Here is a 24202-nt window from a genome sequence, read left to right as displayed (position 1 = left end):
ATCTCATGATTACAGGGATTGAGATTTTAAAGTTTGGCGTTGAAGACAGAGCTGCTTCGAATAAGTTTTTGGCAGATTTCGGTCTTAAGCAAAGTCAGTCAGATATCGAAGGGGCGGATCTTTATCAAACCCAAAATGGCAGCAAGATCTATTTATTTGATTGCGATGATCAGCGTTTACCTAAAGCCATTGAGTCAGGCTCAACGTTACGTGAAGTGACTTGGGGTTTAGATGATGCAGCACAGGATTTGGCAAATTTAGCATTAACACTAAATGATGTTGATGGCTATCAAGCCAGTGTTGATTTAGTGCAATGCATTGATCCGAATGGGATGACCATTCGTTTTCAAAAGAGCTTTACCCAAGAGTTACCTGCTTTACAGACAGAAGGCATTAACCAATACGGCAATGTACAACGTGTCAATGCAGCAAGTCCTGTGTATGAAAAAGGGCAACCGGTTGCGATTGGGCATGTGGTGTTTTTCACCCCAGATTTAGCAAAGACTGAAAATTTCTATCGTGAGAAACTTGGTTTCTTCTTATCAGATGCTTATCGCAATCGTGGTGCATTCTTACGCTGTCGCGGTAAAGGTTTCCACCACGACCTGTTCTTGCTTTCAGTGCCAAATAAACCTGCAGGACTCAATCATGTGGCATTCGTTGTGCGTGATATTCACGAGGTGATTGGTGGTGGATTGCACATGAACCGTTCTGATTGGTCAACCTTTATTGGTCCTGGACGTCATCCGATTTCTTCGGCTTATTTCTGGTATGTCAATTCACCGCTCGGTGGTGCGTTTGAGTATTACACCAATGATGATTACCTGACCGAAGAATGGCAGCCACGTATCGAAGAACATCGTCTGGAACTCTTTACAGAGTGGGCGATTGAAGGTGGTCTGGATGATCATACCCGTCGTCAAGTCAAACCTGCGTAACGCAATAGAGAGCAGGGAGAACACGCTATGGAAAGAATCGTAATTGTGGGTGCTGGGCAAGCCGCGGGTTGGGCGGTGAGTACCTTACGCCAAAATGGATATTCGGGTGAAATTCATGTGGTCTCCAATGAGGATCGAGTATTTTACGAACGTCCACCTTTATCCAAACAAGTATTGTCCAAAGAGGCTAGCTATGAAAGTTTGCATCTGTTTTCTTCAGAGCAAGTGCAGGACTTCAATATTCAGTGGCATAAACCTGAGCTAGCAACCCAAGTGGATCGCCAGCGCAAGCAGGTGGTTCTGGAAAGTGGTCAGGTTTTAGCCTATGACAAATTGTTGATCGCAACGGGTAGTCGAGCCCGTGTTCCTGTGAATACGTGGCAGTTTATTCCCAATGTGGTGACTTTACGTAATGTTCAGGATTGTGAGCGTTTATCTGAAATCTTGCAGCATTCGCAAAAGTTAGCGGTGATTGGCGGTGGCTGGATCGGGCTGGAAATTGCGGCGACGGCACGTAAACAAGGTAAAGAGGTACATATTTTTGAATATGGCGATCGTCTGTGTGCACGTAGTGTCAGTCCTGATGTTTCAGATTTCTTAAAACAAATGCATGAGCAGCAGGGTACTCAGATTCATTTAGACAGTAAAAATTTGCATTTGATTGAAGCCGGTCAGCAAAAAGTTGAAGTGGTGAATCATCCGAATGCAAGTGAGCTGTTTGATTGTGTGGTTGTAGGAGCTGGTGCGGATATTGCCAAAGAATTGGGCGTCAATGCGGGTTTGGACGTTAAAGATGGCATTGTGGTGAATGGTTTTGGTCAAACCTCAGATCAGGACATTTATGCCGCAGGTGATGTTGCGATTCATCCAAGCTTGGGCTATTGCATTCAGTCTTGGGCCAATGCGCAGAATCAGGCGATTGCTGCTGCAAAATCGATGTTGGGTATTGAAACCGAATATAGCGATATTCCATGGTTATGGTCAGACCAATATCACTTCAATATTCAGATCTTAGGCACCTATCAAGCTGAAAAAACTGCCCAGATCGTGGTTCGGAAAAGCGCGGATGATCAATGCAGTTATTTGTATCTGGATAATCAAAACCATTTTCTCAATATGATCGCCATCAATGATTCTAAACTGGTCAAACTGGCAAAGCGCTGGATGCAGTCGAATACCGTGTTAGACCCAAACTTATTAGCAGACCCAGAATTTAATGTGATGAAATTAAAACCGTAAACCATAGGAGCTGTTGATATTTCAACTATCTGTGAAAGACCAACAGCTCCTTGATCCGGTTCATGACTCAATCGAAGGAATGAAGTATGAGTAATGAAGAGAAAAGTGGATTAAAGCATTGGGTTCCTGCTTTTGTCCTGATGGTATGTGTCGTACTGGCATTCTTCGACAAAATTAGTATCGCAGTGTTATTTGCTGACCCGCACTTTCAGGGTGCGATGGGGATTGCAGAAGACAAGGCAAAACTCGGATGGTTGATGACCAGCTTCTTGCTGGCTTATGGCTTCTCTTCGGTGTTTTTGAGTTTCCTTGGTGATATTTTCAATCCGAAGAAAATGCTGTTTTGGAGCGTCGCATCATGGGGTTTGCTCATGTTTTGTATGGGTTTTACCACCAACTATACAGGCATGTTGATTTTACGAGTATTACTTGGTCTGGCTGAAGGACCCTTGTTTGCACTGGCCTACGCCATTGTGAAGCAAACCTATACAGATCGCCAGCAAGCACGTGCTTCGACCATGTTCTTATTAGGAACCCCGATTGGTGCATTCCTCGGTTTTCCAATTACCGCTGCGGTCTTAGCAAAGCATGATTGGCACACCACCTTCTTTGTAATGGCGGGTTTAACGGTGATCGCATTGCTTGCGATTGCATTCGGCTTGCGTAATTTACAACTCAAGAAAACCATTGAACTGGAATCGACCAGCAAACGTGTCAATTTCAAAGGCCATATTCATAACACCAAAGTGCTCTTACAGAACCGTGCGTTTTGGTTGGTGTGTATTTTCAATATTGCACTCATGACCTATCTCTGGGGTTTAAACAGCTGGGTGCCTTCTTATCTGATTCAGGACAAGGGCTTTAACCTGAAAGAGTTTGGGGTTTATTCAAGCTTTCCATTCATTGCCATGCTGATTGGCGAAGTGATTGGTGCATTCCTTTCGGACAAGTTAGGCCGCCGCGCTGTTCAGGTCTTCAGTGGTCTGTTGGTGGCAGGCATCTTTATGTATGTCATGGTGATTATGACTGATCCAATTCTGGTGATTGCAGCAATGTCTTTAAGCGCCATGGCTTGGGGCTTTGGGGTCGCCGCAGTATTCGCTTTACTTGCCCGTGTCACAACTGCCGATGTAGGTGCAACTGCGGGTGGAATTTTCAATGGAATGGGTAATTTTGCCAGCGCAATTGCGCCTGTTCTGATCGGTTACATCGTGATGCAAACCCACAGTTTTAATTTAGGAATTACCTTCTTGGCAGCCGTCGCTGTGATTGGATCGTTCTTCTTAGTTCCTTTATTAAAACGTTATTAATCAAAAGATTTATCGAAAACCTAGGAGTTAAAACATGACTACTCAACAATTCGAATCATGGACACAACCTGAAGGGACAAATTTACAAGATTGGTTGAATACCCGAATCGCACGTTTCGAAACACGTAAATATGATTTTGATGCTTTGAAATTCCAAGCGGACTACGACCCGAAATATCGCCGTGCACAAATGCGTTATATGGGGACTGGTGCAACAGGTGTGGTCAATGATGGCAATACAGTTCCAGCTGAAAACTTTACCTTCTCAACCATGGTATTACCTGCGCAGTGCGAAGGGCCTTTGCATATTCATCACGATGTTGAAGAAGTATTTTTCATGTTGCGTGGTGAGATTGATCTGTTTATTGAACATAACGGTGAAAAGTTCGAGACCCGACTGAAAGAGCGTGATCTGATTTCAATTCCACCAGGTATTTATCGCGGTCTGTTCAATCCGGGTCAGGAAGATGCCTTGATGTGTGTGATGTTAGGTGCAGGTAAACCGACTATTCCGAACTATCCACCTGAGCATCCGTTGTCGCAAATCAAACGTTAATTCGACAGATTAGAGCAAATACAAGGAAGGACATGATGACGCTGATCGAATCTTTAGTCAAATATCCAGTGAAAACCATTGCAGTGCATGGACAGGTGCAAGCCTATCGTGAGGCAGGCCAAGGTCAGCCGTTGATTTTATTGCATGGGATTAGTTCGGGTTCAGCTTCTTGGATCAATCAGCTAGAGACACTCAGTCAGCACTTTCATGTCATTGCTTGGGATGCACCCGGCTATGGCTTATCTGGCAACCTAGATACCGAACAGCCGAATGCAACTGATTATGCAGAACGTGTATTGGGCTTGATGGATGCGTTGAACATTTCAAAAGCCATATTGATTGGTCATTCATTGGGTGCCTTAAAAGCCAGTGCGTTTGCTCATCTTTATCCTGAACGGGTACAGACCTTAATCATTGCCAATGCAGCACAAGGCTATCAACGATCAGATGAAGAAACCAAAGCACAGGTCTATCAAAAGCGCCCGAATATGTTGAAAAGCTTAGGCAATGCTGGCATGGCTGCCAGCCGTGGACCGCATTTGATTTATAAACAAGACGCTCAGGCACTGGCTTTGGTCAGTGAGGTGATGGGGCAACTGACATTAGACGGTTTTACCCGAGCATCTTATTTGTTGGCCTATGACGAAATTCGAAATTATTTAACAGAACTTAGTGTTCCTTGTGTGGTGATTGCAGGTGACAAGGATGGCATTACGCCTGCGCAAGCAATCGAGGAATTAGCGGTAGAAATGCAATTGAGCCGATGTCATCTCATTACAGATGCCGGTCATCTAAGTTATGTCGATCAAGCTGAACAGTTTAACGACATTGTTTTATCGGCACATTAAGACTTAAACGAGAGATATGGATATGAGCTTCCAAGTTGAAGGAAAAGTAGCAGTTGTCACAGGTGGCTCGTCAGGTATTGGTTTGGCTGCCGTCGAAATTTTAGTTGCAGAGGGTGCCAAGGTGGCGTGGTGTGGTCGAGATGAGCAGCGTCTAGCTTCATCAAAACTGTATATTTTAGACAAATATCCGCATGCCAATATCTTCACCAGTATTTGCAATGTTTTGGATAAAGAAGATGTAAAACGTTTTGCACAACAGGTCAATCATAATCTGGGCAATGTCGACATGCTGATCAACAACGCAGGTCAGGGGCGTGTATCTAATTTTGAAAACACCCAAGATGAAGACTGGATGAAAGAAATTGAACTGAAGTATTTCAGTGTATTACATCCAGTACGTGCCTTTTTAAATGATTTAAAACATTCGGCCTGTGGCTCGATTACCAATGTGAACTCTTTGCTGGCACTGCAACCTGAACCGCACATGATTGCAACGTCATCTGCACGTGCAGCATTGCTGAATCTAACCCATTCACTGGCACATGAATTTACCCAATACGGTGTTCGGGTCAATTCGATCCTGTTGGGCATGGTGGAATCAGCACAGTGGAAACGCCGTTTTGAAACCCGTTCAGACCCAAATGCAACATGGGAACAGTGGACAGGCAATATTGCCAAAAACCGTGGCATTCCAATGCAACGTTTAGGTAAGCCAGAAGAACCCGCGCGAGCCTTGGTGTTTTTAGCATCGCCTTTGGCATCGTATACCACAGGTTCGACACTCGATGTCTCTGGTGGATTTAACAAACATTTATAAGGTGTTCACATGAAACAGTTGATGATGATTGGTTTTGGCGCGATGGCGGCAGAAGTGTATGCCCACATGCCACAAGACCTGCAACTTAAATGGATTGTGGTCCCTGCACGCAGTGTAGAAAAAGTACAGGCGCAGGTTGCGGCTGATGTGCAAGTGATTAGTTCAATCGAACAATGTCAGGGAACACCTGATTATGTGATTGAAGTGGCAGGACAGGCTGCGGTGAAAGAACACGCGCAAAAAGTCTTGGAAAAAGGCTGGACCATTGGCCTGATTTCAGTGGGGACTTTGGCGGATAACGAATTTTTAATTCAACTGAAAAAAACGGCAGAACAAAACGATGCGCATCTGCATTTATTGGCAGGTGCCATTGCTGGGATCGATGGGATCTCTGCGGCCAAAGAAGGTGGTTTAGAAAAGGTCACCTATAAGGGCTGTAAGAGTCCAAAAAGCTGGCGTGGTAGCTATGCGGAACAATTGGTTGACCTCGATCAGGTCAGCGAAGCAACAGTTTTTTTCCGTGGTACAGCCAGAGAAGCAGCCTTGAAGTTTCCAGCCAATGCCAATGTGGCAGCCACGATTGCACTGGCTGGGCTGGGCATGGATGACACCATGGTGGAACTGACGGTTGATCCGAGCATCAACAAAAACAAGCACACCATTGTGGCAGAAGGTGTATTCGGTGAAATGACCATTGAACTGGTCGGTGTGCCATTGGCGAGTAATCCAAAAACCTCAACCTTGGCTGCATTAAGTGTGATTCGCGCTTGCCGCAATAGTGTTGAAGCAATTCAGATTTAAAAGGATTTGATCATGGTAAAGGAAATTTATATCGCTGGTGAATGGCGATTAGGTAAAGGCGGGATGATTCAAAGTTTATTTCCAGCAGATCAATCGGTGAATGCTGAAATTTCAACGGCGAGTCTGGAAGATGTCAATGAAGCGATTGAAAAGGCAGATGCGGCTTGGCGTAAAGCCGAGTGGCGCAACAGCATGCCGCATGAACGTGCCCGTATTTTATATAAAGTGGCAGACATTATTGAAGCGCGTGTCGATGAGCTTTCAAAGTTGCAAACTCGTGATAATGGCAAGCCCTTGGCTGAAACCCGTGCCTTGACCATGAGTGCGGCAGCAACAGCGCGTTATGTAGCAGCAGCCTGCGAAACCTTGAATGATGAGTTGACCACGCAACGTGCCGCAGATTTCATGACCATGAGCGTGCATGAACCCGTGGGGGTAGTCGCTGCAATTACCCCGTGGAATTCACCGATTGCCAGTGAAGTACAGAAATTGGCACCAGCGCTTGCTGGCGGCAATGCCGTGATTCTAAAACCTGCGGAAGTCACTTCTTTGATCGCATTGGAACTCGCCAAAATCTTTGAAGAAGCGGGTTTACCGAAAGGTTTGCTTAGTGTCTTGGTTGGACGCGGTTCGGTGATTGGTGATGCAATCGTAAAGCATCCTTTGGTGCGTAAGATTTCATTTACGGGTGGAACCACCACGGGTCGTCATTTGGCACATTTAGCAGCCGATAAACTGATCACAACATCTTTGGAGCTTGGTGGAAAGTCTCCAACGATTGTTCTGCCAGATGCAGATATTGAACTAGCAGCCAAAGGTGTGGCTTACGGTATTTTCAGTTCAGCAGGACAAGCCTGTATTGCCGGTTCACGTTTGTTTGTACACAGCAGTATCTATGATCAATTCCTAAGCCGTCTGGTTGAAATCACCAAAGGCTTGCGCGTTGGGCATCCTGAAACCGCAGGTGTACATCTCGGTTCTTTGATTAATCCGAAACATTTGGCTTCTGTCGATGACTATGTACAGCTCGCGAAACAAGAAGGTGGGGAAGTCCTTGTGGGTGGTCATGCCTTAACCGAAGGTGAGTTGGCCAAAGGTAGTTATTACTTGCCAACCATCATTACAGGTTTAAGTAATTCAGCACAAACCTGTCAGGAAGAGATTTTTGGCCCTGTGCTGGTGGTGATGAAATATGACGATGAACAAGATTTGCTTGCACAAGCCAATGACAGTTGTTTTGGTCTTGCCGCAGGCATCTGGACTGAAAACTATCGCAAGGCATGGCAAATTGCGCGTGCATTAGAAGTCGGTACGGTCTGGATCAATACCTATAAGAAATTCTCGATTTCTGCGCCATTTGGCGGCTTTAAAGAAAGTGGTATCGGGCGTGAAAAAGGTCGTTTAGGCATTTTGTCTTACATGCAACAAAAAAGCATCTATATGGGATTAAGCGAGCAGCCAAATCCTTGGGCGAATTAATACATTCATGGAATGAACAGTTTTTGAGGAATATAGCAATGACAGAACGTGTAAATGTCGGCGAAGCCATCGCCCGTGTTTTAGAAGCACACCAAGTAGACAGTATCTATGGGGTGATCTCGATCCATAACTTACCGATTGCCGATGCAGTCGGTCGCCGTGAAAAAATTCGTTTTGTGGCGGCACGTGGTGAAGCGGGTGCGGTCACGATGGCAGATGGTCACTCACGCTTTAAAGGACTCGGTGTCGCTTTAACCAGTACGGGTGCGGGTGCAGGTAATGCAGTCGGTTCACTGATTGAAGCGATGAATGCAGGCAGTCCTGTATTGCATTTAACAGGGCAAGTTGAGCGTGAATATTTGGATCGTGATGCCAGCTTTATTCATGAAACCAAAGATCAGCTGACCTTCTTACGTGCATCGAGCAAAGCTGCATTTCGTATTACCAGCCCTGACAATGCGGTGGGTGTGATTCGTGAAGCGATTCGTGTAGCAACGACAGTACCAATGGGGCCAGTCAGTGTTGAGTTACCGATTGATGTGCAAGCAACAGAAATTGATTTGCCGCTGAACTTAGGGCCAGTAAAAGCCCTTGAATTGCCACAAGCTGAACAGATTGAAGTCGACTTAATTGTTGAAGAACTGAAAAAAGCCCAACGCCCCGTGTTCTGGATTGGTGGTGGAACGCTGAACAGTGTTGCGGAAGTTAAAGCCATCGCTGATCTCGGTATTCCTGTGGTGTCATCAACACATGCGCGTGGCGTATTGGCTGATGATCATCCACGTAGTTTAGGCGCATTCCATAACTCGGCTGGGGTTGAACAATTACTTAAAGAGGCTGATCTATTGGTGGTGGTGGGTTCACGCTTACGTAGTAATGAAACCAAAACCTATTCCGTGCAGTTCCCTGACAATATTATCCAGATTGATGCCAATCCCGTCGCACAACAGCGTAATTACAAGGTTCGTAACTTCATCTGTGGCGATGCCAAAGATGTGTTGCAACGCGTATTGACGGGCTTGCAAGGTATCTCAAAAGTCGATGTGGAATATGATGCAGCGGTGGTGAAGGCAAAACTGACCGCAATCGAGGCATTACGTACGCAACTGGATCAGTACGCGTTAATCTGTGATCACTTACGTGCTGCATTACCACAAGACGGTATTTTTGTACGAGACATCACCATGTCAGGCAGTACTTGGGGCAGTCGTTTATTCCCAGTGCAAGCACCGAATCAGAACATTCACTCTTTAGCAGGGGCTATTGGTTTGGGGCTGGCCACTGCGATTGGTGCGTCGATTGCCAATCCTGACAAGAAAGTGATTGGTTTGGTCGGTGATGGCGGTTTGATGCTAGGCATCGGCGAAATTGCAACCATGGCGCAAGAAAATACCAACATGGTGCTGATGATCATGAATGATGGTGGTTATGGTGTGATGCGTGGTATCCAGAAGAATTACTTCGGTGGTCGCCAGTATTTCAATGAGTTGCATACACCAGACTATAAGGTTCTAGGTGAAGCAATGGGCGTGAAGAGCTGGAAAGTGGGCAGTGCTGAGGAATTCAAGACGGTGATTCAAGAAGCCGTTGCTTTCCAAGGGCCAAGTGTGATTGAACTAGATATGCATTCAATTGGGCCATTGAACTTTGCCGGCCCACCACAGAAAAAATTGTATTAATCCCGCTGAGCATTGGCAGTTCGTGCTGATGTGAAGACCGTTTTATGGGCAAATTTTTTTGCCCATAAAACAATAAAAACTATGTTTTACAAGTAAAACAAAAACAAGGCCAACAGGATCGTTGGGATGAAAGCAAAGGAAGTAGATATGAAAAAGACATCAATGGTCGCGATGCTTGCTGCAATGTATTTGGGTATGACATCCCATGCTTTTGCGCAAAGCTCAGCCCTCGAATGGAAAAGTGAAGATGGAACGGATTCGGTAAAATTGGGTGGCGTGGTGCGTTTGAACCAACGCTATGAAAATTGGGAGGGACCTAATGGTGGTTTTGGTAAACTTTATTTTGATATTTTCAGGGTCGATCTGAAAGGCAAATTTGACGATGCCTATTTTAATGCCAGTTATTTATTTCAAGATCAAGAGAAACGCTCGATTGAGAAAGCTTATGTTGGCTATAATCTCAATGAAAATAATAGTATAGAAGCTGGTTTTGTCTATAAGCCATTCACCATCTATCCTTATCCGCAAAATGGCTGGACTTATCATATTCCATTTTTCTTGGGCTATGGCAATAACATTGCACCCGGTTTGAACTGGAATTTTCACAACAAGGATTGGGATGTAAAACTTGGCTATTATCCGCAAATGTTGGAGACCAGCCTACGTTACTCGCCTGAAAGTGCCACCTATGATGACCTAACGGACAATGCATTTCCCACTCAGAAAGCCTATCAAAATGAAAAACGCCATCAATTGAATACGCGTATTGTACGTAAGTTAGAAACCGAGTTTGGCAAGCAAGAATTTGGTCTATCAGGGGCAATCGCGCAATTGCATAATAAAACGACTGATAAAAATGGTCAGTATTATGCGGTCGGTTTGCACACCGACAATAATTACAAACGTTTTAATTTACAAAGCTCTGTGATTCATTACCAATATGATGCCAAAAATCCAGATGGGGTCAATAATGACATGATCTTGATGGGCAATAATGGCTTTACCCCTGCCTATTTCATTGCTTCCGAAGCAACAGTGGCCAGCTTAAACTTGGCTTATACCTTACCTGTACAGGATATGGGCAAACTTAAAGCCATTCGTTTCTATAATGATTATAGTTATATGGACAAGAAACGTGATGATTGGTCAGATTCACAAATGAACACGACAGGGATGATGTTTATTGCTTCGCCGTTTATGGTCTGGGCAGATTATACCTGGGGTAAAAACGCCAACATTATTGGTGGCGCATCCAATGCAACGGGGTTCACCTCAACGGTTTCTCCCTATAGTGATCAATGGCTATATCGTATCAATCTCAATATTGGCTTTAGTTTCTAAATTTTAAATCAAGACTTTTTGAAGGGGGGAGTCATGTCGATGATTCGCTCCTTTTGCTTTTAAGCGGCTTTTAGTTGAGATGGTTTTTCCGATATTCTGACGGGGTCTGATTTTCCCACTGTTTAAAGGCACGGCTAAAGGCACTTTGTTCAGCATAGCCGAGTAACAGTGCAATTTCAGTGAGTGACAATTCGGATTTGACCAAATAGCTTTTTGCCAGTTCTAAACGAATGCTTTTTACGAGATCACTATACTGCAGGTTATAACCGCTCAGCTTACGATAAAAGCTTCTTAACGACAGATTCATCTGTTTGGCAATATGCTCCGCCGAGGGTTCACCAATCTTGAGCATATTCACAATCATTCGCTGTAAATCTTTTAAGAAAGTATCAGGATTTGGAATGCTTTTGAGGAGTGCTTCTGCCTGTTGATCCAACAGTTTTTTAAGATGCGGATCATGACTTGGAACAGGAAGATAAAGAATTTCGAGTGGTAGCCATAATTTTAACACATCAGCATCAAAACTGACGGGGCAGCCATAGACCTGTGGGTAAGGTGTAGTATCCGCAGGCGCAATAGCCGAGAACTCAATCTTTAAGGGCTGAATACTTGGTCGATGTAAAATTTTTCGGATGGTACTCAATACGCCTGAAAGTAGAACCTCATTGGAAAGCTGAGAATTTTTATGTACCACGGGCGTCCAGCACATACAAAAACGATCTTCTTTCTGCACAATCGAAAATGAAGCAGAGTTTTGCAAAAGGGGTTGGAAATTCTTAAAACAATTCAAAAAGCTGAGTAGATTAGGGCTGGATAAGGCCAAGTAACCTAAAATATGAATATGGTGAGGTTCCGATAGTTCACCAATATAATGTCCCAAAACAGGTGTTGGGTGTTGCTGGTAGATTTCTTCGAGCAGATTCCACCATTTGTGTAATGGCATTCTTGGCTGATTGGCATACTGCTGCGCAAGTTCATTGAGCTGATGATTCGAAATATTTTGTTGTTGTAGATATTTGTCGATGAGTTCTAACAGCACCGATGGAATACTTGGAATTTCAGTCATAATTGCTCTACTAGTTTTCAAGTCAAATCCTTTAACCCAATTATAGATAAATCATCGTGGCGATAACGTTGTCGATCTACCGCTTTATCTTAGCCGATTCAATTCAAAGTTTTTGTATCATCAAGGGACAGAATCATGAGCTTTGATCTCAAAATCTCTCATTAATAATCAATAGAATAAGACATGATTTGAGTGTAGTTCATTCATTTGACTTTGATTATTTTAATCTGGCATTGACGGTCAAGTCTTTATTGGACAATCAAATTATTTTCCACAGATAGGTCTGTTTATAAATTTGTTGATTTATGAATGGGTTGAACTGACAAGATTTTTATATTTTGGAGTGGAAAATGTCAGATTTAAAGCAGGATGTGGTAGTAAATAATCATCAATTTGATGTAGTGATTATCGGGGCTGGTTTTTCTGGAATTGCCGCTGGGATTAAACTGAAACAGCAAAATATCAATAACTTTATTATGGTCGAAAAATCACATGAAGTGGGTGGTGTTTGGCGGGAAAATACCTATCCAGGTTGCGAGTGTGATGTGCCATCTTCGATTTATTCCTATTCATTCGCACCGAATCCAAACTGGAGTCATATTTTCGCGAAACAAAAAGAGATCCAGCAGTATATTCAAGATGTCAGCAAGCGCTTTAAGCTGGATCAGCATATTCTGTTTAATACCGAATTACAGCAAGCCTCATGGTCGCATGAGCAACAGTGTTGGCAAATTGAGACCAATCAAGGCATCTATCAGGCACGCTTTGTCTTTTTTGCGGTTGGTCCGTTGAGTGAGCCGACCATGCCGACTGTAAAAGGGTTAAATCGTTTTAAAGGTGAGGTCTTCCATTCCGCGCAATGGAATCATGCGGTTGATTTAAGTAATAAACGTGTCGCCGTGATTGGAACGGGGGCATCGGCGATACAGATTATTCCTGCGATTCAACCAATTGTGAAACAACTTTATGTGTTTCAACGCACCGCGCCATGGGTGATTCCAAAACCGAATCTGGTGCTGCATGATGCATCTAAAAACGTTCAGCAAAAAGTGCCATTTACCATGCACTCTCTACGCAAATTGACCAGCGTGTCTATGGATATGTTCAGTTCCAGTGTCAATCAACCAAAAACCTTGGAGGCTTTAGGTAAGGGGCTGATTCACTGGATGCACTATCAGATTCAAGATCCAGCATTACGAGAGAAAGTCAGACCAAAATTTACTTTGGGATGTAAGCGGATTTTATTTTCAAATACCTATTATCCTGCACTCGCTGCCCAAAATGTGGAGCTGATCGATCAAGGCGTGAAGGAAATCACCGCAAAAGGTATTCTAGTAGATGGTCAAGAAATTCCTTTGGACATCATTGTTTGGAGTACCGGTTTTGAGGTGGCAAAACCGCCGATTGCCAAACGGATTCTAACCAAAACAGGTGTGTTGTTAGATGATGTCTGGCAAAAAAATACAGTACAGGCCTATAAAGGCTGTGTGGTGAAAGATCTACCCAATGCCTTTATGTTGCTTGGTCCCAATAGTATTAGTTATAACTCCTTAATTAGTGCAGCTGAAAACCAGATTGATTATGCAGTGAAAGCCATACGGTTTGTCTTGGACAATCACTTAAGCAGTTTTGAAATCTCTACTTTTGCGGATGATCAATATAATCAAAAACTGCAAAATAAGTTGAATGGAACTGTGTTTAATCAAGGTGGCTGTGCCAGTTATTATTTGGATGCTCAGCAAGTGAATGTGGCGAATTATCCGTGGACGATGCAGTACATGAAAAAAGATATGACAGAATTCGATAGCTATAGTTATCGCTTTTATCGCTAAAACCGTAATTAAAAGCCTTATATAAATAAGGCTTTTTTATGTCTGTTTTTCTCGAAAATAAAAAAAAGGCACATCATGTGCCTAAAAGAGGAAGATTTTAGATATTAACTAGCGCGAAGTTTGGTTAAGGCTTTAACGGCAGGAGAGTGGTTTAACACCTGTAAGGCTTTGTTGGTATCACCTTCATAAAATGGGTGATAGCTGGGTTTAACCCAATGTCTTAAGCTAGAAATCATCGCGAAAAAACTGGGTACTTGTTTGCTACGGGCGTTTTCAATCGCTGTGTGCCTTAACGCCCGAATCAGTCCGTAGTTTTGATAAGGATGGGCATGCTGGTCTTGTTGCGCCAGTTTCTTAAAGCAATGATAAATGGCAAAGGTGAATAGTGGAGCAATAGCCAACATAATCGTTTGGCGTTGCAGATAGGCAAAGGCTTTGTTATTTTCGCCGCATAAATGCATATATAGATCGAACGCCACGCTGCGGTGTTCAACTTCTTCAGCCAGATGCCAAGTCATTAAATCCGCCATCATTTCATCAGCAGTTTTATTTTGCCATGGTTGGTCATCGAGACACCACGTGCCTAACATGGTGGTGAAGTGCTCAACCGCAGCAGCAATACCTACGCGAATGGTTAGCCAACGATATTCTAGATTTTTGGAAAGGGTTAAGCCAAATGGTGCTGTATTGATTTGTTTAAACATGCTGTCTAGAGAGAGAAGAAATTCATCAATCTCATAATCATAGTGGCGTAAATAGTCTTGAGCGACTTTATGAGCGGAGGCATGGTGCGCTTCTTGATGGACAAAACCTTTTACATCGGCACGTAGCTTTTCATCGCGGACATAAGGCAAGGCTTCATTAAAAGAACGGCACATCCAAAGTTCACCCACAGGTAAAATTAAATGAACTGCATTAATTAAATGAGTGGCAAAAGGATTGTCATAGATCCAATGCTCGGGCGTATGGCTAAAATCGAATTGCACACGGCGTTGCTCAAGATAGTGATTTTCCAGTCGTTGTTTAGGATGCATGGTGTTCTCCCTCATTCACGGCATTGATAAAATAATGGCTGAGTTGCTCGGCATTCTGGGCAGGAATCCAATGCGTGGCATCTAGATAGATTTCTTGATATTGACCCGTAAAAAACTGTTTATTCAGCTGTGCACTTTTTTTGCCAACCGCAATATCTTTATTGCCCCAAATAAATAGGGTGGGGACTTTTACCTTTTTAAAGCTGGAGCCAATAGGCGCCAAAGGCATACTGCGATACCAGTTAATGGCTGTGCCGATACGGTTTTCTTGAATGAAATGCTGCTGAAAATCTCTGATTTGTTCCGTATTCATCCCTGAATTTTTCAGCAATAACTGGCTCAGTGATTTGGCTCTTTTAAACAGCAATTCAGGAATCAAGGGCAGCTGGAAAAAGCCAATATAGTAGGAGGTGAAAATTTGCGTACTGCTGAGCATGGATTTTAAAAACGCACCTGTATGTGGTACTGAAACCAAAGTCAAATGTTTGACTAGATTGGGATATTGTTGGGCCAATTCACAGGCCACAATTGAACCCCAATCATGACCTATCACATAGACGGGTTGCCCTAATAAATCGATGAAAGTTTTGACATCGGCAACCAGTTCCGCAATTGCATACTGAAAACGACCCTTGGGAGAGGCTGCTAAGCTGTAGCCACGTTGTTCAATGGCAAAGGTTCGAAAGTTCTGCTGATTGAGAATGGTACTGGTGGCTTGCCAACTGTGTGCGGTTTCAGGAAAACCATGTAATAGAATGACAGGTTTACCATCGATTGGCCCCGAATCAATCACATTAAAAATCAGGTTATTACGACAATACTGGCTGTATCGTTTTTCTGTCTGTTTTGCCATGCTGACCTACTTATCAAAGATGTCTATTTCAATTGATAGTAATCAGCGCTATAGGCATAGTCTTGACAGTAGAGGATGGAATTTAACTTGTTGTGCCATGGCATATATTTTTGGCACATGCAGCATATGACTTGGCACTTAAAGACGGTTGATTGCAAGATTGAGCGGGTATTTCTGTTTAATCATTCGGCTTTGCTTTGTTCAAAGCGATGTTGCAGCACCGTGGTCATCTGCTGCAATAGAATTGCGACCAGTCCTTCTTTATCCCACGCATAGATGGAAACGGTCATGGCTTGTGCCTTACCCAAAGGTAAATATTCCCGTACCCGATGACCTGTGGTGGTGGCAACGGGCAAAAGTGATAAACCGAGACCTGTTTCAACCCCGACCAATACGCTGGCTAAACTGTTGCTGGTAAAGGCGATATAGCCATGTAGGCGGTTACGTTCAATCGCTTCAAACATTTCATCACGATAGAGCCCACCTTGTGGGAAGGTCACCAAGGGTAGTGGATCAGACCAATCCCCGCCATGATCGATACTTTCAAACCAAGCCATTTCTTCGGGGAAACTGGCATGATGGTCTGAACTGGCCGCTGTTTCTTTAACGATCACAATATCAAGTTGTGCATTGCGATAACGTTCCATCAAATCACGGCTGAGTCCAGCGGTCACATCCAGTCGAACAGTACGGTGTTGTTTGCTAAAAGCACTTAAAGCCAAAGCCATATCTGTATTCATAATATCTTCTGGTAAACCAATCCGAATGGGAATCGTACCTGAAGGATCACCCAAAACGGTTAGTGCTTCGTGTTGCAAGGCCAAAATCCGCCGTGCATAGCTAATCAGATATTCACCTGAATTGGTCAGTTGTAAGGGGCGCGAATTACGGTCAATCAAGCTCTTACCCACAGACTCTTCCAATCTAGCGAGTTGTTGGCTGATTGTGGATTGGGTCATATGCAAGCGCTCGGCAGCTAAGGTAAAGCTGCCTGCGTCAAAGATACTGACAAAGGCGCGGAGTAAACGTGGATCAAACATATCGAAATACTCAGAAAACCGAAGTTTGAAATGAGATTGAACTTTGTATTCATAATCTTAATGCATTTCATTAAATAATTTAATTTTTAAATAGCAATAAAGCTGATTATGCTAAACACAGATTCTATTTCTCACCTGTCAAACAAGGCTGATCCATGGAGGGTTCTATGCACAAATCATTTTTGTCTGTTGTATTTGCAATTGCATTGACTGCATGTAGCCACGCAACTTCGGGAGATGCTATGCAAGAAGAGGCCTTACATACGGCGGCTGCACAGAATAATGTGGTACAAATCCAGCAATTGCTCGCTCAAAATATTCAGATTGATGCACGTGATGCGTCAGGTTCGACCGCTTTAATGCTTGCAACACGTGCCAATAATCTCGATGCCGCACAAGCCTTGATTAATGCAGGTGCGGATGTCAATGCCAAAGATCAAATTCAGGACAGCCCTTATCTTTATGCAGGGGCACGTGGCTATTTAAAAATATTAAAGCTGACCTTACAGCATGGAGCCGATTTAAAAAGTACCAATCGCTATGGAGGCACTGCCTTGATTCCTGCGGCTGAACGAGGTCATGTCGATACCGTACGCACTTTAATTGAGGCAGGTGTTGATGTCGATCACATCAATAACTTGGGCTGGACCGCTTTATTAGAGGCGATCATTTTAGGTAATGGTAGTCAAGCTTATCAACAGATCGTTGATGTGTTGATTGCTGCTGGTGCTAACGTCAACATTCCTGATGCTGATGGGATTACAGCGCTTGAGCATGCCCATGCACGTGGTTATAGCACTATCGAAAAAGCTTTATTGCGTGCAGGCGCAAAAGCAACGTTATTGGAGCGTTAAAATGCAGCAGGATCATGATTTTCTGCGTCAGGCGATTGAACTGGCGTATCAAAATTGCGAGCAAGGTGGGCGACCATTTGCTGCAGTCTTGGTGAAAGATGGCCAAGTGATTGCATCAGGTGTAAATGAAATACTGAAAAGCAATGATCCAACAGCACACGCAGAACTTTTGGCGATACGCGCGGCAAGCCAACGATTAGGAACAGCTAGTTTGGATGGTTGTTCTGTATTCGCCAGTGGGCAGCCTTGCCCCATGTGTTTGGCAGCCATGCGCATGGCGGGAATTAATCGTGTGATTTATGCACACTCCAATGATGATGCTGAGGCATATGGCTTATCGACAGCAGCAATTTATGCGGATTTAGCAAAACCTTTTGCAGAGCAGTCTATGATGATTGGTTATGTTCCTCTAAGAATCGAAGCCAAGCCAAATTTGTATGGCTATTGGAAATCTATCTCATGATTGATATACGGTTAAAACCATGAGTGCGATCAAACATCGATCATTGTTGATCATCACCGTTGCTTTGGTTGGATTAAATCTTCGGCCATTTATGACCAGTGTCGGACCTGTTGCCAATCAGATTCGTGCGACTACGGGTTTGAGTCTGCAAGGGATTGCGCTATTAACCCTGGTACCAATGTTATTGATGGGACTGATCGCCTTCGTTGGTCCAGTTCTGCAAAACCTGTTTGGTGAACGTCGCGCGATTGTTGGCGCATTGGTCATGATTTGCGTGGGCTGCGGTTTACGCTTTTTTACTGTACATGGCTGGGCTTTGATCTTCACCGCTGCCGTAATAGGTTTTGGCGTTGCTATGATCCAAGCAGCTTTCCCAAGTCTGATTAAAAGAGAGTTCCATGAACATTTGAGTCCGATGATGGGGCTTTATTCAGCCACGCTAATGGGGGGGGGGGCGCTTGGGGCATTGCTTGCCCCAGTAGCGACAAACAGCAGTGGTGACTGGAAAATCGGGCTGGCTGTTTTTGTATTGCCTGCATTGCTGGCGTTGATCTTTGCAACGTGTGTTGTGACTCAGACAGCACAGCAGCATAAACAAATGCCTTCGGTGATGCGGTTGTTCAAGCAGCCAAGAACATGGTTGCTGATCTGCTGTTTTGGTTTAATCAATGGCGGCTATAGTTCGATTGTGGCTTGGCTTGCACCTGCTTTTCAAGCACACGGTTGGGCCGCAACGGCCAGTGGAAATCTGATGGCTGTGTTGACACTGAGTCAAGCAGGGGCAGCATTGCTGTTACCTTATTTATCTCGAAAACAGCGAGATCGTCGAATCTGGGTAGGATTAACTTTAATTTTGCAACTGATTGGCTTCACAGGCTTGGCTTTTTGGGCAGATGCTTTGCCTTATTTCTGGGCAATCACCGTAGGAGCAGGTTTAGGGGGATGCTTTGCTTTGTTGATGATTGTGGTGCTTGACCATTTACCTGATCCTGCACATGCGGGACAACTTTCAGCCTTGATGCAAGGTGGTGGATTTTTATTGGCTGCAATTGCACCTTGGTGGGTTGCGGTATTACATGATATGACTGGGACTTATGCTGCAGGATGGATCTGGCATTTAACGATGGTCGTGATTGTTGCGGTATTGATGCTTCGACTCAATCCAAAACATTATGATAAAGTGATGGCCTAAGCGTTTAATCAAAAATAAATCCATGAACATTGATTAAAATTACTTTTAAGGCCTGTTATGAATGAAATCCGTAGCTTAAAGTATAGCAAGAAGAAGCTTCGTGATTTGAGAAAACATGAGAAATCGAAGTCTTATTTTGATTGTAATGCTTTTTATATTGGGCTGTTCTCAAGCCAAGATGTCGTATAAGCACAGGTTTTTAGAGCAGGTCGAAACACTTACACCCGTTCCATATAAAGCATGCATGGTGAACTTTATTGACCAGAATTGGGAGAACGTTTGGAAGGACTATCATTTCAAAAAGAAAAGAGAACCTAAAGCACAGGCCGATATTGTTGAACTGATGATCATGCTAAATCTTGATCAATGTAAGCCATGATTAAATACTTTATTTTCAAGGCGAGATGTTGATGCTCTAAGCTGAGCATAGAAGATGATTTATGAAAAAAAATATAGCGATTACTTTTTTAATTCTTTTAACGTTGATTCAATTTCTCGTCATTTTGTATTTATGGAAATACCTTGCGACACCTAAAATTCATGTTTTGGAAAGACCTTTAAGCATCGCATCAAGTTTTGATAACTATTCAGACTACACCATTTTACCTGCAGGGACCGTGTTATATGATGATAGTGACGCATTGAATAGAAGAGTGATGGTGTATTTCAATTTACAAGGCGTTGATTTTAAGTTTATTGAACAAGATGCTGATATTCTCAAGCAGCCCAGTGAAGTCGCAGCGATTAGAGTGACTGAATTGGCAGACCTATTAAAATCTGTACCCTTAACCAAGAAAGATATTTATTTAATTATTCAATATGATGAAAGTTTGAGTGAGGCCGAACGTTTGTTGTACTTTAAACAATATCAGATTGATCGCAACAGCTTTGAATAGATCGGAAATGTTACTCAGCGAAAAAAGCTCAATTTAGTCCATTGTTAGGGCGTTAGTTAATGGGTTCAGTTAAAATTGAATCGATAAAACGCAACTGAAGGTTGCGTTTTTAGCACCGCTAAGTAAGGTGTAATACTCAAGCAGGAAAGTCTTTTATTGATTAATAAGCGACCTAAACGATTTTAATGTCGACATATTGCTGGATTAAATTGTCATCCAACATATGCACATAGTCCAAAAAGGCCACATTAAAACTGCCCACTGTTTGTGCATGGTCATAAGCCAATTTTCCAGCAATGGCAAAATGAATATGTGAGGCAAGTGCAGCAATGGTTGGACTGCTGACAGCATGATAGGCTGCAGTTAATGCACCTAAGGCGCAACCTGTTGCGGTAATTTTAGGTTGTAAAAAACAACCACCATTGACTTGAATCACAGCATCAAGCTGTTTCGAGACAATGAAGTCAGATTCACCTGAAATCGCAATACATTCAGTATGTTGTAACAGGCTCTTCGCCTGTGCATAAACCTCATGACTATTTAAAGTGCTATCCACGCCTTTAGACTGAATCTGGCTGCCTGCTAAAGTACTGATCTCAGAGGCATTACCACGAATGATACTCGGCTGGAACCTTAACAGTTGATCAACTATCTCACTGCGCCACTTTAACACTGCCCCATAACCAACTGGATCAAGTACCCACGGCACCTGATGTTGTTGGGCTGTTTGGGCCGAAATTAACATCGCTTCGGTTTGTTCGCTGGTTGGTGTTCCAATATTAATACTCAAGGCAGCACTAATTTTGGTGAACTCTTCGGCTTCGAAGGGATTATCAATCATGGCAGGTGAGGCACCTGCTGCAAGTAAAATATTTGCCACATAATTATTGGCAACACTATTGGTCATACATTGCACTAAAGGTGTTTGTTGTTGTAAGGCGCGCCAAGCATCAATGACTTGATCAATCAATTGTTGTTTGTGTGACATGACATATCCTGAATAAAGTCTTTATTAACGGGTGAAATAATGATCTTGATGCTTACATTGACGACAAATTAATGACACATAATCTGTGGCATCATAATCCACGATTAAGTCATTTGAACCGCAATACATGCAACGTTTAACTGAGTAAAAACTTAAACGCGGTTCTATTTTTCGCCAAGACTTCCAGACCGGCTGAATAAAAATACTCTCGTCATAACCTAAAAATTTAAACAGCAGGATTTCACTCATTTTGCTAAATGGAATCATGTAAGGTCTTGGTAATGTCGTGGTTTCCCAACGTTCGGTCAAAGCGCGTTCGCGATATTGTTCTAAAGTCTTTTTGAGCAAGCTGGTGTTGATAAATTTATCATTTTTTTGCTGCAATGCGTTCTGCTTATGCAGATATTCTAAAGCGGTTTGGATCAGGTAAAAAATCTGCCCCACAGCCAAACCTTCCATTAAACGGTAGCAAAAAGCTTGGAATGGTCGATTACCTGCAATTTGGATACCCCAAGTTCGACAATAGAACTGCATGAACTGCACAATTTCCTGATAGAGCACCAGATACAATGCGTCTTTGACTTCGTCTGTACTTTTAAACGGAATTCCTTGGCTTAGATTTTCATAAAACCAATGGCGTAATTGTTGGGCCACACTAAACAAGCTTGGATCTGAGTAACCATCCAGACGGACATTGAGATAATAATGCTCCGTTTCTAAGCCTGTATCTTGTGATTTAAGTATCCCTAATTTCAATAACTCTTGAACTAAATGATTCTGAAATAAATAGTTGGGTGTAAATTCTCGATATTTAATATTCTGCCAATGAATCAACTCATCATGTTGTACATCTTCCCGCGCATAGCTGTCCAGCAGGCTAAGCAAGAATAGTTTATGCAAAAAGCTCAGTTGATTCAGGCTGTAAATCACTTCATCTTTGACTTTGTATTTACGTTGTTCTTGTAAAATGGTCTGCTGGGTTTGTTTTTTTCGTTGCGCCGTACACTGAGCACAGTGACAATTTAGTTTGCTGTCACTTCTAAAAACGCGGTGCTGGCAATGGCTGCATTCGTGAAATTGAAATTCTTGGCTGTATTGTTCTGCCTCGACCCAGAACATTGAAGCGTGGCACAGCGGGCAATGGCTACTTTCATCTAACTGTTTTTGTAGAATCTGTAAATCCATTGAGATTAAACCTATGACCATTAAATAGGGGATTATACATGCTGTATCAGTAGAGTGATGCAAAGTTTATAGATAGATAAAAATTATGACTAAAATGAGACCTAATCTACTGAATTTTATATAAAAGATAAGCCTATAGCTTTGTAGTTTTTTAAACTATGCTAAATTCCTGCGCCAATGAGAATCATAACGTCAAATCAATTGGACAAAGCAAAAGCAGAGGGGAAAACATAAATAACCAGATATGGATGCAATGTATGCTCGGCCTAATGGCTTGTTTGAGCAGTATTTTAACCTATGCAAGCCTAATTGAAGGCTCTTGGCGCGGCATTATTAAAAGCAAAACAGGCAAGGTGTATAAAAGCAAAGCGCGTTTAACCGCGGATGCTAAACAATTACATATGCGAGACTATGTTGGAATTTCGGCTTTAGGTCGTACTGTAGTGTGGATTCGAACCGACAGTGCCAATCCATGATCATTTATTTTTAATTGTGTGAATTACTTAAAATTTTGTTTGATTTTAAGTAATTAAATATCCCTTGCTTGTGTTGACTGTTTCTGTACATTTGCATAAAAATGAAGTGATAGACGGATTTATTTTGCATTACGGAGCTTATTATGCAAAAACACACACTCATGAAAGGAATCATGGGCATTTCTTTGACTGTATTCGCGACATTCGGTTTTGCTTCTACACCTGAAGGATTTTGGAAAAGTATTGATGATCGTACCGGCGAGCAGCTTTCAATCGTAGAAATTAAGAAAAAACCAGATAATACCTATACGGGAACGATTGTGTATCGTTATCCTGTTCCAGGGGGTGGCAATGTCTTGACACATTGTGTGAAATGTCCTGAACCTTTTAAAAATAAGCCGATTCAGGGATTACAGATTGCATGGGGATTGAAAGAAGATCCGAAGAATCCAAATCAGTATATCGATGGTCGGGTACTTGAGCCTAAAACGGGCAATATTTATAAAGGTAAAGCACAACTGAGTGCAGATGGAAAGCGCTTACGTATGCGTGGTTATATGGGAATTTCAGCTCTTGGTCGTACCCAAGTCTGGATTCGTACTGATAGTGCGAATCCTTAACGCTATAAACTGCTTGTTAGTCAGCCTAAACGACCCGTTTAGGCTTTTTTTATTTGTACTAAAGAATGCATATATAGATGTCAGATTCAGCCATTAGATCAGTTATTTCTTATACAAATGAACGCTAGCGTACAGTGTAACTTGGGTAAAAGTGTGATAATTTCCGTGCATTAAACCTATAAAGATGAATAGGTTACTTTTTAAGACGGGGTTAATATGCTAAATCGTATGCTCATGAACGGAATCATGGGGCTCACTCTTGCTTGTGCAAGCGCAACAACTTTCGCTGCTTCGATTGAAGGCTACTGGAAAAGCATTGAAGAACGTACAGGTGAACAACTCTCAATCGTAGAAATCCGTAAAGGAAATGACGGCCGTTATCATGGGAAGATTGTTTATCGTTATCCAAACTCACATGGCATTGCCCTTACCAATTGCACCAAATGTGCAGCACCGAATACCAATAAACCGATTTTAGGCTTAGAGATTTTATCGGGCTTTAAAGAAGACCCAAACAAACCTGATTCATATATTGATGGTCGGGTTTTGGAACCGACTTCAGGCCGTGTCTATAAAGGTAAAGGTGTAGTGACTGGAGAAGGCAAACGTTTACGTATGCGTGGTTATATGGGCGTTTCAGCACTGGGCCGTACGGTCGTTTGGCTACGTACTGATAACGCAACACCATAATTAGA

The 24202-nt window shown here is 42.9% G+C and carries 25 protein-coding genes; 19 read left to right on the top strand and 6 right to left on the bottom strand.

From position 1 onward, the window contains the following. Positions 1-5 precede the first annotated feature (5 nt). From F957_RS09925 to F957_RS09970, 10 genes are all read left to right on the top strand, one after another. On the top strand, positions 6-938 hold the full coding sequence (locus F957_RS09925; protein WP_016541076.1) for a VOC family protein: 933 nt from the start codon (positions 6-8) through the stop codon (positions 936-938). Between the two features lie 27 nt (positions 939-965). Further along, complete coding sequence (locus tag F957_RS09930) at positions 966-2177, top strand: NAD(P)/FAD-dependent oxidoreductase (RefSeq protein WP_016541077.1); 1212 nt, start codon at positions 966-968, stop codon at positions 2175-2177. An 86-nt stretch (positions 2178-2263) separates the two neighbouring features. Further along, a complete protein-coding gene (locus tag F957_RS09935) occupies positions 2264-3487 on the top strand; it encodes an MFS transporter (protein WP_016541078.1) in 1224 nt (407 codons plus the stop codon). A 34-nt stretch (positions 3488-3521) separates the two neighbouring features. Next, positions 3522-4043, top strand: coding sequence for a cupin domain-containing protein (locus F957_RS09940; protein ID WP_004652930.1), 522 nt, complete (start codon positions 3522-3524; stop codon positions 4041-4043). 32 nt (positions 4044-4075) lie between these two features. Further along, on the top strand, positions 4076-4891 hold the full coding sequence (locus tag F957_RS09945) for an alpha/beta fold hydrolase (protein WP_016541079.1): 816 nt from the start codon (positions 4076-4078) through the stop codon (positions 4889-4891). 22 nt (positions 4892-4913) lie between these two features. Continuing rightward, on the top strand, positions 4914-5708 hold the full coding sequence (locus F957_RS09950) for an SDR family oxidoreductase (RefSeq protein ID WP_016541080.1): 795 nt from the start codon (positions 4914-4916) through the stop codon (positions 5706-5708). Between the two features lie 9 nt (positions 5709-5717). Further along, entirely contained in the window at positions 5718-6509 is a 792-nt protein-coding gene (locus tag F957_RS09955; RefSeq protein WP_005187293.1) for an aspartate dehydrogenase, read from the top strand. Positions 6510-6521: 12 nt separating this feature from the next. Beyond that, a complete protein-coding gene (locus F957_RS09960) occupies positions 6522-7988 on the top strand; it encodes an aldehyde dehydrogenase (protein WP_016541081.1) in 1467 nt (488 codons plus the stop codon). Between the two features lie 38 nt (positions 7989-8026). Further along, positions 8027-9667, top strand: coding sequence for a thiamine pyrophosphate-binding protein (locus F957_RS09965; protein WP_016541082.1), 1641 nt, complete (start codon positions 8027-8029; stop codon positions 9665-9667). A 147-nt stretch (positions 9668-9814) separates the two neighbouring features. Beyond that, entirely contained in the window at positions 9815-11008 is a 1194-nt protein-coding gene (locus tag F957_RS09970; RefSeq protein WP_032860695.1) for a hypothetical protein, read from the top strand. Between the two features lie 70 nt (positions 11009-11078). On the opposite strand, the gene F957_RS09975 is transcribed toward F957_RS09970, so the two are convergent. Then, the gene (locus F957_RS09975) at positions 11079-12074 is read right to left on the bottom strand and encodes an AraC family transcriptional regulator (protein ID WP_016541084.1); all 996 of its coding nucleotides are present in this window, start codon (positions 12072-12074) and stop codon (positions 11079-11081) included. Between the two features lie 350 nt (positions 12075-12424). Here F957_RS09975 and F957_RS09980 point away from each other — a divergent pair, with 350 nt between their 5' ends. Beyond that, positions 12425-13906 carry a flavin-containing monooxygenase gene (locus F957_RS09980; protein ID WP_016541085.1) on the top strand — a complete coding sequence of 494 codons (1482 nt, stop codon included), beginning with the start codon at positions 12425-12427 and terminating at the stop codon, positions 13904-13906. A gap of 104 nt (positions 13907-14010) precedes the next feature. Here the strand turns inward: F957_RS09980 and F957_RS09985 are convergent, their stop codons facing one another. The 3 genes from F957_RS09985 to F957_RS09995 form a co-directional block, all read right to left on the bottom strand. Further along, the gene (locus tag F957_RS09985) at positions 14011-14940 is read right to left on the bottom strand and encodes a metal-dependent hydrolase (RefSeq protein ID WP_016541086.1); all 930 of its coding nucleotides are present in this window, start codon (positions 14938-14940) and stop codon (positions 14011-14013) included. Then, the gene (locus tag F957_RS09990) at positions 14930-15793 is read right to left on the bottom strand and encodes an alpha/beta fold hydrolase (RefSeq protein ID WP_016541087.1); all 864 of its coding nucleotides are present in this window, start codon (positions 15791-15793) and stop codon (positions 14930-14932) included. Before F957_RS09990 ends, F957_RS09985 begins: the two co-directional genes overlap by 11 nt. 182 nt (positions 15794-15975) lie before the next feature. After that, a complete protein-coding gene (locus tag F957_RS09995) occupies positions 15976-16833 on the bottom strand; it encodes a LysR family transcriptional regulator (RefSeq protein WP_016541088.1) in 858 nt (285 codons plus the stop codon). Between the two features lie 167 nt (positions 16834-17000). Here F957_RS09995 and F957_RS10000 point away from each other — a divergent pair, with 167 nt between their 5' ends. From F957_RS10000 to F957_RS10020, 5 genes are all read left to right on the top strand, one after another. Continuing rightward, complete coding sequence (locus F957_RS10000; protein WP_016541089.1) at positions 17001-17687, top strand: ankyrin repeat domain-containing protein; 687 nt, start codon at positions 17001-17003, stop codon at positions 17685-17687. A 1-nt stretch (position 17688) separates the two neighbouring features. Further along, positions 17689-18150 (top strand): nucleoside deaminase, encoded by a 462-nt coding sequence (locus F957_RS10005; RefSeq protein WP_016541090.1) that lies wholly within the window; start codon positions 17689-17691, stop codon positions 18148-18150. A 19-nt stretch (positions 18151-18169) separates the two neighbouring features. Continuing rightward, a complete protein-coding gene (locus F957_RS10010) occupies positions 18170-19342 on the top strand; it encodes a cyanate transporter (protein ID WP_016541091.1) in 1173 nt (390 codons plus the stop codon). Between the two features lie 115 nt (positions 19343-19457). Beyond that, positions 19458-19721, top strand: a complete 264-nt coding sequence (locus F957_RS10015) for a hypothetical protein (protein WP_016660358.1) — start codon at positions 19458-19460, stop codon at positions 19719-19721. A 61-nt stretch (positions 19722-19782) separates the two neighbouring features. Continuing rightward, the gene (locus F957_RS10020; protein WP_016541094.1) at positions 19783-20238 is read left to right on the top strand and encodes a hypothetical protein; all 456 of its coding nucleotides are present in this window, start codon (positions 19783-19785) and stop codon (positions 20236-20238) included. Positions 20239-20410: 172 nt separating this feature from the next. Here F957_RS10020 and thiM read toward each other — a convergent pair whose 3' ends face one another. Further along, positions 20411-21226, bottom strand: coding sequence for a hydroxyethylthiazole kinase (gene thiM, locus F957_RS10025; protein ID WP_016541095.1), 816 nt, complete (start codon positions 21224-21226; stop codon positions 20411-20413). Between the two features lie 24 nt (positions 21227-21250). Continuing rightward, positions 21251-22411, bottom strand: coding sequence for a hypothetical protein (locus tag F957_RS10030; protein ID WP_016541096.1), 1161 nt, complete (start codon positions 22409-22411; stop codon positions 21251-21253). A gap of 269 nt (positions 22412-22680) precedes the next feature. Between F957_RS10030 and F957_RS10035 the strand changes: the two genes are divergently transcribed. The 3 genes from F957_RS10035 to F957_RS10045 all read left to right on the top strand — a co-directional run bounded on the left by F957_RS10035 (position 22681) and on the right by F957_RS10045 (position 24197). Continuing rightward, on the top strand, positions 22681-22887 hold the full coding sequence (locus tag F957_RS10035) for a DUF2147 domain-containing protein (protein ID WP_265596988.1): 207 nt from the start codon (positions 22681-22683) through the stop codon (positions 22885-22887). 143 nt (positions 22888-23030) lie between these two features. After that, positions 23031-23507 carry a DUF2147 domain-containing protein gene (locus tag F957_RS10040; RefSeq protein ID WP_016541098.1) on the top strand — a complete coding sequence of 159 codons (477 nt, stop codon included), beginning with the start codon at positions 23031-23033 and terminating at the stop codon, positions 23505-23507. A gap of 216 nt (positions 23508-23723) precedes the next feature. Beyond that, positions 23724-24197 (top strand): DUF2147 domain-containing protein, encoded by a 474-nt coding sequence (locus F957_RS10045; protein ID WP_005189664.1) that lies wholly within the window; start codon positions 23724-23726, stop codon positions 24195-24197. Positions 24198-24202: the final 5 nt, after the last annotated feature.

This window comes from Acinetobacter gyllenbergii CIP 110306 = MTCC 11365 (genome assembly GCF_000413855.1).
GTDB classification, from domain to species: Bacteria; Pseudomonadota; Gammaproteobacteria; order Pseudomonadales; family Moraxellaceae; genus Acinetobacter; species Acinetobacter gyllenbergii.
Note: the sequence above shows the minus strand (reverse complement) of the source record. Positions and strands in the feature narration are given on the sequence as shown.